Below are 9,385 nucleotides of genomic sequence, written 5' to 3'. Positions count from 1 at the left end.
TCGAGGCCGACAGCGAACACCCCCTGGCCAAGGCTCTGGTGAAGGTCGCGCAGGACCGGGGGCTGCGGGCGACCGCCCGGGACTTCCGGTCCCTGACCGGTCGAGGGGTCCAGGCGGTCGTCGACGGTGCCTCCTGGGCGGTGGGTGGCCCCGCCCTGCTGCGGGAACTCGGCGCGCAGGTTCCCGAGGAGCTGGACACCGTTGCGCGGGGATGGTCGTCCCGTGGTGCGGCGGTGCTGCATCTGATCCGTCTGCCGGAGACCGGCCAGCCGGCCGCGGTGGGTGCGTTCGCCTTGGAGGACGAGGTCCGTCCGGAGGCCCGCCAGGCCATCTCCGACCTGCGCGAACAGGGCGTCAAGAAGATCGTGATGATTACCGGCGACGCCCGTCCGGTTGCCGAGGCGGTCGCCGCCGACCTGGGGTTCCGGCCGGGGGTGGACGAGGTCTTCGCCGAGGTGCTGCCCGCCGACAAGGACCGGGCGGTCGCCGAGCTGCAAGCCCGGGGGCTGACCGTGGCGATGGTCGGCGACGGCGTCAACGACGCCCCCGCCCTGGCCCGCGCCGACGTCGGTTTGGCCATCGGCGCCGGCACCGACGTCGCCATCGAGTCCGCGGGGGTCATCCTGGCCTCGTCGGACCCGCGTGGTGTCACGGGCGTGATCCGGCTGTCCCGCGCGTCGTACCGGAAGATGATCCAGAATCTGGTCTGGGCCGCCGGCTACAACGTGGTGGCGATCCCACTTGCCGCTGGAGCGCTGGCCTGGGCTGGGTTCACGCTCAGCCCGGCGGTCGGTGCGGTGCTGATGTCCGCCTCCACCATCGTGGTGGCGCTGAACGCCCAGCTGCTGCGCCGGGTCAAGCTCACCCCCGGACAGCACTGACACACGCACGAACGGCGGCCCGGTCGGGATGATCCGACCGGGCCGCCGCCCGCCTGGACAGGCGCAGGCGATTCGGGTACGTCGGTTCAGGGCGTCATCGGCTGCCACGTCGCGCCCGAGTCGGCGCTGCGCAACACCCGGCCGTCCTCGGTGGCCAGGTGGATGAGGTTCTCGTGCACGGTGAGCGCGACCGGGGCGCCCCCTGCGCGGCCGGCGGTGGGCGACCAGGTCGCCGCACCGTCGACGGAACGCACCAGTGCGCCATCCGCCGTGACCGCCACCAGTTCCCGCGCGGACCAGTGCAGCAGCACCGCTGGTGGACCGCCGGCCGGCGCCCAGGTGCGGCCACCGTCAGTGGAGCGGCGCGTGCCCTGTTCCGTGGTTGCCAGGAGGGTGTCCGGACGGTGTGGGGCGACGGCCAGGTCGTAGGCCTCGATCGTGGAACGGGTCTGCCACGCGACCCGGTCGGTGCTGGCCATCAGGGCGCCGCTGGTCGAATCGAGGCCGTACACGACGCCGCCGGAAGAGCGCAGCAGGTGGAAGTCGGCCTGCCCGGCCAGGGACAGGGTCCGCCAGGAAAGGCCGGCATCGGTGCTGTGGATCAGCCCCAGGTGCCTCGGCCCGTCCTCGCCGGGGGCCGGGTGCCCGGAGGCGAGGAACTCGTCGGGGCCGGTCACCGTGAAGCCCATCGTGTCCTGTCGGCCGTTCCCCACCCGGGTCGCCTCGGCACCGGAGAACCGGACCACTCCATGGTGGGTGGCCACGTACAGCTGTCCGTCGGCGGGGTTCACGCCCAGGCCGTGCACGTGGCCCAGCCCGCCGCTGCCCAACGCCGACGAGCCGGTGGAGGTGGCGTCGCCACGCCGGCCGACGGCGGTGGCCGCGGCGGTGACCAGCAGGAGGACGCCGACCGCGACGCCGATCCATGCCAACCGATTCTGCCCCTTGTGGGCCACACCAAGCTCCCTTGCCTCGCCCTGCGACCTGTGCTGGCGGCCCGGGATCATCCCGCGCCGTCCCCCGATCGTATGTCATCTACTATGGCCGGATAGTAGTAGTGTCGTCAGGCGTCACGGTGCGTACATGACGCGCCGGCGAGTGTGCGCCCAGCGTCGGCGCAGCGAGGAGGTTGTCGGTGCGTCAGGTCATGGCGGCGCCCAACCGGGCGTTGCGACGCGCGGTATCGGTTGCCGGAGCCGCGGTACTGGCTGCAGCGGTGGGATTCGTGCTGCGATTCGATCCCACCGACCGGGTCGCCGACCCGACCGGCCCCTGCCTGTGGCACTCCCTCACCGGCATCAACGGGCCGGGCTGCGGCGGCACCCGCATGTTCTACTACCTGCTGCACGGCGACCTCGTCGAGGCCGCTCGCCACCACCTGGCCGCGCTGATCGCGGCGCCATTCGTGGCGTACCTCGGCGTGCGATTCCTCGCCTCGGCCTGGATCGGCCGCGAACTACCCGCGTTGCGCCTGCCCGCCTGGGCCTACGGGGCGTACGCCGCCGTCTTCCTGCTTTACAGCACGGTGCTGCGTAACCTGCCGTGGGCGCCGTTCTCCTGGTTCGACATCCCCAACCTGACGCCGTAGCACCGAGGTGCGGCGCTGCGAGGTCAGCGTAGGCTGACGTGGATGTGGGAGGCGGTGTGCCGTTGAACGGCCTGGGCGAGTTGGAAGCCGCCGTCATGGACGTGCTGTGGCAGGCGGGCGAGCCCCTGCGGGTGCGTGAGGTGCTCAACAGACTGACCGGACGCACCCTGGCCTACACCACCGTCATGACTGTGCTGGACAACCTGCACCGCAAGCAGTGGGTGCTGCGCGACAAGAGCGGCAAGGCCTACCACTACCGGCCCGCCGGCAGCCGGGAGGAACTCGTGGCGCGGACCTTGCGGCGCATGCTGGAGACCAGTCTCCAACCCGACGTGGTGCTGTTGCACTTCGCCCGTTCGGCCTCTGACCGGGAACTGGCGGTGCTGCGGCAGGTGCTCGACGAGCGGTCGGATCGTCGGTGAGCCCGGCCGTCGCCCTCATCGTCGGTGCGCTCGTCGTAGCCTGGGTCGCCCCGGATCTGCTCGAGCGCGCCGTGGGCCGGGTCCGTGATCCGGTCGCCGTGCTGCTCGCCTGGTGGGGCAGCCTGGCCGCAGTGCTGCTGACCTTCACCGCCGGAGCGGCGCTGCTGCTCGCACCCGCCGACAGCATCGAGGACTGGGCAGAGTATCTCGCGCACCACTGTTGGCTCGCGGTGCGCCACGGCCGGCTGCCGGCGCAGGACGAGGTTCTCGGCGTGGCCGGGATGGTGGCGGTCGCCGCGCTGGCCGCGAGAAGCCTGGTCGTTGCGGCCCGGCAGTGGCGTTCGCAGCGCAAGTCTCGGCAGGCGCACCAGGATCTGGTGACTCTGGTCGGCGAAACCCGCACGCCGGAGCGTGTACCGGTGCTGCGGCTTCCGCATCGCGTGCCACTGGCCTACAGCGTCGGTGGCGGCCGGGGCCTGCTCGTCGTCAGCGCCGGCGTCCTGGGGCTGCCTGCGGCGCAACGCGCGGCGGTGCTGTCTCACGAGCGGGCACACCTGCGCGGCCGCCACCATCTGATCGTCGCCCTCGCCGAGGTCCTGGCCGCGGCCGCACCGTGGGTGCCGCTGACCCGCCGCGCCCCGCGCGCCATGCGCCTTCTGGTCGAGCTGTCCGCCGACGCGGCCGCCGTGCGCGCCTGCGGCGCGCCCGCAGTTCGCGCGGCGCTGATCGCCCTCAACGGTGCGCCACACCCCGCGCACGCCCTGCCGATGGCCGGAGCGGACGTGCCTATGCGGCTGCACCGCCTGCAGGCCGGGGAACCGGGCTCCCGGGCGTCGACCCGTGTCGCACTTCCGCTGGCCGCGGTGCTCGCGCCGGCACTGGTCAGTGTCGCCACCACCATCCTCTTCTGCGCCTGAGCATCCTGCGGCCCCCGTGGCGAACCAGGTTCGCTGAAGAGGCGCGATTCCGTCACGCCACGAACCGAACGTCAGCGTTCCTTCAGGCAAGCCAAGCGGTGCACCTCGGAGGGACCATGACGCCGGACGGCAGCCGTTCAAGCCCAGACGTCGACTCCTGTGACCGTGTTGATGCGGCAGGGGCGCGGCCGGTCGTGCCCGTGTCCGGGACGGACACGACCGGCCAGGTGGTCAGCCGACGAGCTGGTAGCCGGCCTGTTCGACCGCGGTGCGTACGTCGGCGGTCTCCAGGGCGGCGTCGCTGGTGACGGTGACCAGGCCGTCGGTCACATCGACCTCGACGCCCGTGACGCCAGCGACGGTGCTGAGGTGCTTGCGTACGGAGTTGGCGCAGCCCCCGCAGGTCATTCCGGACACGGTGTAGGTGGTCCGGACGCCGTCCTGGGTGGCGGTGGCCGGCGGGGCGGTGTCAACGGCAGTGGCGCAGCCGCAACTGGATTCGCTGTTGCACATGGACATCTCCTCTGGTGGGTGTGGGTAGGCACGGCGGATCAGGACTGGACGGCTCTCCACCACCGACGCTTCGCAGCGACGGTGCGTGAGATGCCGGTGCAACAAGGACCCTCGTCTGACCCTCTGGTCACCCGGAGCCCCTCCCTCAGCCCGGGGGAGCTGCGGTGTGGGCGTCCTCTGCCTGGGTGCCGGTGTCCCCGTCACGATCCGCCTTTCTGGATAAGCGGACGCTACCCCAGGGGGGTATATGGCGCAAGGGGTTCGCGTGTTCGGGTGTCGTTGACGTGGATCACTTGACGTCAGATACCCCTAGGGGGTAAACATTCTCCACTTACCCGTACCCCCTAGGGGCATAAAGGAGTGGTTGTGATGTCACCCAGGACCAAGCGGTGGTGGGCGCTCGGCCTCATCGCGCTCGCCCAGTTCATGGTCATCATGGACACCTCGATCATCGGCGTCGCTCTACCTCGGATGCAGACGGACCTCGGCTTCTCGCCAGAGAACCTGTCCTGGGTGTTCAACGCCTACGTCGTCGCCTTCGGCGGCCTGCTGCTGCTCGGCGGCCGGTTGTCCGACCTGTTCGGCGCCCGCCGCATGTTCACCGCCGGCTGGCTGATCCTCCTGGCCGGGTCGGCCGCCGCCGGCCTGGCCGACAGCGTCGCCGTCGAGCTGGCCGCCCGCGCCGTCCAGGGCGCCGGCGCCGCCCTGATCGCGCCCTCGGCGCTGACCCTGCTGATGATGCTCTTCGGCGCCGAGCCGCGGGAACTCACCAGAGCCCTTGCTCTCTACGGAGCCGCGGCACCCGCCGGCGGCACCGCCGGCGTCTTCCTCGGCGGCGTCATCACCGAGTACGTCAGCTGGCCCTGGGTCTTCTACATCAACATCCCGATCGCGCTGGTCGCCGTCCTCGCCACCCCGGCGCTGATGCCGGCCGGCGGCGCCCGCCGAGGCTCCCTCGACGTCGCCGGAGCGCTCACCGTGACCCTCGGTCTCGGGGCCGCCGTCTACGCCATCGTCCGCGCCCCCGAGGTCGGCTGGTCCTCCGGGCAGACCTGGTTGGTCCTGGCCGGCGCCGTCGCCGCCCTGGCGGCGTTCCTCGCCATCCAGGCCGCCCGCCGGGAGCCGCTGATGCGCCTGTCCATCTTCCGCGCCACGAACCTCGCCGCCGCGAACATCGCCCAACTGCTGCTCGGCGCGGCCTGGATCCCGATGTGGTTCTACCTCAACCTGTACCTGCAGCAGGTCCTCGGCTACAGCGCCTTCCCCAGCGGTGCCGCGCTGCTGCCCATGACCGTCCTCATCATGCTCGGGATGATCGCCCTCGCACCGCGGGCCATCAACCGATTCGGCCCCAAGCCCATGGTCGTGACCGGCCTCGCGGTCCTCGCCGCCGGCCTCGGATGGCTCGCTCTGATCCGCCCGGACGGCACCTTCGTCACCGACGTCCTGCCCGCCTCACTCGTCGCGGCGCTGGGCATGTCGCTCGCCTTCATCCCGTCGCTGGGCACCGCGATCTCCAGCGCCCGCCCCGAGGAAGGCGGGCTGGCATCCGGCATCGTCAACACCAGCTACCAGGTCGGCTCCGCCCTCGGCCTGGCCGCCATGACCGCCGTCGCCGCGTCCTACGGCGCCGACCAACTCGGCGACCTGCCGGCCCTGACCGACGGCTACTCCGCCGCCTTCATCGGCGCCGGGATCATCGCCGCCGCGGGAGCAGCCATCGCGGCGATCACCCTGCGCAGCACCGCACCCCACCCGGAACAGACCACCGACGCCCAGCCCGCCCAGGTCAGCTGACCCGAATCCCCCACCACACTCACCTCGATCACCAGCAGTGTGTGAAGGAGAGCACCATGACCACCATCGACCCGACCCCGACCGCCCACGACGACCCGTCGAACGCCTCGACGGCCACCAACGCCACCGCCCGGCACCCCGCTACGGACGACGCCCGAGGTGCCGATGCCGCCACTCGCGACGCCTCCGAACGGCTCGCCGCGGAAGACGTTGCCGTCGCAGACAACACCGGCCCCACCGCCGAGCGCCGAGTCACCTCCACAACGACCCGGCCGGAGGCAAAGGCGACGGTGCGGGCCAGGCCTGAACCGCCACTTGCGTGATCCGCCACCTGATGACGTCTTCGGGGCGGTCGGCCGTAACGGCCGACCGCCCCGAAGCTCGGCCGTCGCCGCCAGCGCCTGACAGCTCGCCGACCTCACCGAAGCCGTCGCGGAGCACGACCTGACCGGCCCGCTCGAGTACGCATGAACGGCGGCTCTGCGCTTCGGCCTCGATGTTGGGGACGTCGGGTCAGGTGATGTCGCGGCGCATGGGGACGATGACGGCGATCAGCGAGGCGGCGAGTGCGTACGCGGTGAGCAGCAGTGCGCCGGTGGCTGGTGGCAGTAGCTGGATGGCCGTGCTGCCGACCTGTTCGGACATGGCGTCAGCGAGGTAGGTGAAGTCGGTGAGGGAGGCGGTGGCGCCACCGGGCAGGACTGGATAGAGCGCGTTGATGCCGGGGATCATCATGAGCAGCGTCTCGCCCAGGTACAGGTAGCCGATCACGACGCACAGGGCTATGACCTGGTGGCGGATCAGGGCGCCCATGCCCACGCCGATCAGCAGGTACACGACCATGGCCAGGCCGATGCGGGCCAGCAACGCCAGCACCGTGCTGGCTGGCAGGCCGAGCGCGACGCCGCGGGCGGCGGCGACCGCGAAGAGGGCTGCGGCGGCGGTGCCGGCGAGGATCAGCCCGTACGCCAGTCCACCGACGCCGTACGCGGCGAGCTTGGCCGCCAACACCTGCCACCGGCGCGGCGCGAACAGGAACGTGACGGCGGCGGTGCGGTGCCGGTACTCGGACGTGACGGCGAGTGTGCCGACGGCGGCCGGCACGAACGCGGTGTAACCGAGGATGCCGAGGATCGAGCGGATGCCGGTTTCGGTGTCCAGTCCGGGCATGGGTGGGTCGAAGTTCTCCGGACCGACCAGCGCCATCGCGCCCATCATGCCGCCGCCGATCAGCACGGCGGCGAGCAGCAGCCCACTCCACATGCGGGTGGCCAACAACCGGCGGAACTCGGCCTTGATCAGGTGGTTCATGCGGTGGTCGCCGCCCTGTCGGTGGTCAGGTGGAGGAAAAGTTGTTCGAGGCTGGGGTTCTCGGTGACCAGTTCGTGTATCCGCAGCCGGCACGTGGCGGCCAGGTCGGCGACGTGCGGCGCGTCCAGCCCGTACACCCGTAGCCGGCCCGCCCCGACGGCTTCGACCCGCGGTGCGTCGCCGTCTGGCCGGCTGACTCGCAGGGCGGCGGCCAGCCGGTCGGCATCCGGCGAGCTCACCAGCACCGCTGGCGGTCCGGCGAGCCGTGACCACGGTCCAGCGGCGACGAGCTCGCCGCGGCGGACCACCACCACGTCGTCAACGAGCTGCTGGATCTCGCTGAGCACGTGGCTGGAGATCAGGATCGTGCGCCCCTCATCGGCCAGCCGGCGCAGGAAGCCACGCAACCACAGCATGCCCTCGGGGTCGAGGCCGTTGCTCGGCTCGTCCAGCAGCAACACCGAGGGGTCGCCGAGCAGGGCGGTGGCGAGGTTGAGTCGTTGCCGCATGCCGGTGGAGAACCCGCGGGTGCGGCGGTCGGCGGCCTCGGCGAGGCCGAGCAGGTCGATCAGGTCGCTGACCCGGCTGTCCCGGTAGCCGCCCATCGCGGCGTAGACACGCAGGTGGTCGCGGGCGGTGTGGCCGGGGTGGAACGCGCTCGCGTCGAACACCGCCCCGACGGTGCGCGACGGCCGTGGCAGCCGCCCGTACGGCCGGCCGCCGATCGTCGCGGTGCCGGAGGTGGGCGACACGAGGCCGGTCAGCATGCGCATCGTGGTGGTCTTGCCTGCGCCGTTCGGGCCCAGGAAGCCGGTGACCACGCCTGGTTCGACCGTGAAGGTCAGATCACGTACGGCGGTGACCTCGCCGTACCGCTTGGTCAGGTGCGAGACCTCGATCGTCAGGCGGTCGCCGTTCATGCGCCGACCGCCGACGCGCGTCCGATCGCGTCCGCGATCTCCGGCGCAGCCGGATCGGAGAGCACCACCTCGTCGAACTGGCCACCGGCGGCCGCCCGGTCCAGGACGATGTGCAGCCCCAGCTCGCCCCGGCGTGCCGCCACGAGCTGACGGGGACCGGCGAGCAACCCCCAAACGCCGATCTTGACGAAGCCGGATACGACCATTCCGCGCCGGGCGCCCCGCGCCAGACGCAGCGGGTCGGCCACAACGGCCACACTCCGCACCGCGGTGACGGGGACAGCCAGCCGCTCACGCCCGATCCAGAGCCGCTCCCATCCGGTGAACCGAATGTCGACCAGGTCGACGGCAACCGTGACTGAGGCCATCAGCCGTTCCCTTCCCTCGGGTCGGAGCCTTCGCCCCGCTCTGGCGTCTGTTGTGGACTGTCGGTGGCTGCCGGCTGATCGGCCGGCAGCAGGATGGTGGCCAGCAGTCGAGGCACCCTTCCTTCGCCGGGCTCGTTGCCCAGCAGCGGGCCGATGACCTGGCTGAGGTCGGCGGCGAACTTTGCCAGCTCCGCGTCGGTCAGGTGGAGCACGAGCTGCTGGTACCCGACCCCGTCGGCGGCGAAGTCGATCCGCTCGCGGGCGAGGTAGCGGGAGAACTCCGACAGCAGGCTCGACACGAAGGCGGTGAAGTAGCGGGCGTGATCCTCGGGCGTCGCGGTGGCCAGGGCTGCGGCGTCCAACGTCGCACCGTGGGCCGGCAGGGCGTAGACCCGCTCGACGGCCCCGCGGATCCTGCGCTCCTCCACCACCTCGATCAGGCCGGCCTTGACCAGCGTGGCCAGGTGCCGGTACAGCGTGGCCTGCGCGATGTCCGGCAACAGCGCCGCCAGGTCGTGCGTGGTCAGTCGCGCCCCCGCCACCGCCCGCAGGATCCGGATGCGCACCGGGTGTAGCGCCAACTCCGCCCAACGCTCCCTCGACAACTCCACGAGCCAACGGTATCACTATCGAGAATGAGAATGGTAAGGGTGGTGGTCTCCTGTCGG

Annotated in this window: 12 protein-coding genes; 6 read left to right on the top strand and 6 right to left on the bottom strand. The window is 71.4% G+C overall.

Features of this window, described 5'->3' with window-relative positions; translation table 11 throughout:
• Window positions 1–881 (top strand): HAD-IC family P-type ATPase (locus tag ACZ6O2_RS33680; RefSeq protein WP_466025807.1); only part of this gene is annotated, 881 nt, incomplete at its 5' end.
• Between the two features lie 86 nt (window positions 882–967).
• Here the strand turns inward: ACZ6O2_RS33680 and ACZ6O2_RS33675 are convergent.
• Complete coding sequence (locus ACZ6O2_RS33675) at window positions 968–1,837, bottom strand: F510_1955 family glycosylhydrolase (protein ID WP_466025806.1); 870 nt, start codon at window positions 1,835–1,837, stop codon at window positions 968–970.
• Between the two features lie 269 nt (window positions 1,838–2,106).
• On the opposite strand from ACZ6O2_RS33675, the gene ACZ6O2_RS33670 reads away from it, so the two are divergent.
• From ACZ6O2_RS33670 to ACZ6O2_RS33660, 3 genes are read left to right on the top strand one after another with little or no spacing between them, the layout of a single operon-like run.
• Window positions 2,107–2,469 carry a DUF2752 domain-containing protein gene (locus tag ACZ6O2_RS33670; RefSeq protein WP_466025805.1) on the top strand — a complete coding sequence of 121 codons (363 nt, stop codon included), beginning with the start codon at window positions 2,107–2,109 and terminating at the stop codon, window positions 2,467–2,469.
• Between the two features lie 56 nt (window positions 2,470–2,525).
• Window positions 2,526–2,891, top strand: coding sequence for a BlaI/MecI/CopY family transcriptional regulator (locus ACZ6O2_RS33665; RefSeq protein WP_466025804.1), 366 nt, complete (start codon window positions 2,526–2,528; stop codon window positions 2,889–2,891).
• Window positions 2,888–3,808, top strand: a complete 921-nt coding sequence (locus ACZ6O2_RS33660) for a M56 family metallopeptidase (protein WP_466025803.1) — start codon at window positions 2,888–2,890, stop codon at window positions 3,806–3,808. Before ACZ6O2_RS33665 ends, ACZ6O2_RS33660 begins: the two co-directional genes overlap by 4 nt.
• A 231-nt stretch (window positions 3,809–4,039) precedes the next feature.
• Here ACZ6O2_RS33660 and ACZ6O2_RS33655 read toward each other — a convergent pair whose 3' ends face one another.
• Entirely contained in the window at window positions 4,040–4,321 is a 282-nt protein-coding gene (locus ACZ6O2_RS33655) for a heavy-metal-associated domain-containing protein (RefSeq protein WP_350711229.1), read from the bottom strand.
• Window positions 4,322–4,690: 369 nt separating this feature from the next.
• On the opposite strand from ACZ6O2_RS33655, the gene ACZ6O2_RS33650 reads away from it, so the two are divergent.
• Together ACZ6O2_RS33650 and ACZ6O2_RS33645 are read left to right on the top strand one after the other, a co-directional pair.
• On the top strand, window positions 4,691–6,118 hold the full coding sequence (locus ACZ6O2_RS33650) for an MFS transporter (protein ID WP_466025802.1): 1,428 nt from the start codon (window positions 4,691–4,693) through the stop codon (window positions 6,116–6,118).
• Between the two features lie 56 nt (window positions 6,119–6,174).
• Window positions 6,175–6,441 carry a hypothetical protein gene (locus ACZ6O2_RS33645; protein ID WP_466025801.1) on the top strand — a complete coding sequence of 89 codons (267 nt, stop codon included), beginning with the start codon at window positions 6,175–6,177 and terminating at the stop codon, window positions 6,439–6,441.
• Window positions 6,442–6,631: 190 nt separating this feature from the next.
• Here ACZ6O2_RS33645 and ACZ6O2_RS33640 read toward each other — a convergent pair whose 3' ends face one another.
• The 4 genes from ACZ6O2_RS33640 to ACZ6O2_RS33625 are packed head-to-tail and all read right to left on the bottom strand — an operon-like array spanning window position 6,632 to window position 9,328.
• Window positions 6,632–7,429 carry an ABC transporter permease gene (locus ACZ6O2_RS33640; protein WP_466025800.1) on the bottom strand — a complete coding sequence of 266 codons (798 nt, stop codon included), beginning with the start codon at window positions 7,427–7,429 and terminating at the stop codon, window positions 6,632–6,634.
• Window positions 7,426–8,349: an ABC transporter ATP-binding protein gene (locus tag ACZ6O2_RS33635; RefSeq protein WP_466025799.1), complete on the bottom strand. Its 924-nt coding sequence runs from the start codon at window positions 8,347–8,349 to the stop codon at window positions 7,426–7,428. The genes ACZ6O2_RS33640 and ACZ6O2_RS33635 overlap by 4 nt, the downstream gene beginning before the upstream one ends.
• Window positions 8,346–8,717, bottom strand: coding sequence for a hypothetical protein (locus tag ACZ6O2_RS33630; protein ID WP_466025798.1), 372 nt, complete (start codon window positions 8,715–8,717; stop codon window positions 8,346–8,348). Before ACZ6O2_RS33630 ends, ACZ6O2_RS33635 begins: the two co-directional genes overlap by 4 nt.
• Window positions 8,717–9,328 carry a helix-turn-helix domain-containing protein gene (locus tag ACZ6O2_RS33625; protein ID WP_466025797.1) on the bottom strand — a complete coding sequence of 204 codons (612 nt, stop codon included), beginning with the start codon at window positions 9,326–9,328 and terminating at the stop codon, window positions 8,717–8,719. Before ACZ6O2_RS33625 ends, ACZ6O2_RS33630 begins: the two co-directional genes overlap by 1 nt.
• Window positions 9,329–9,385: the final 57 nt, after the last annotated feature.

The sequence above is a fragment of the Micromonospora sp. NPDC048040 genome (assembly GCF_055587185.1).
Note: the sequence above shows the minus strand (reverse complement) of the source record. Positions and strands in the feature narration are given on the sequence as shown.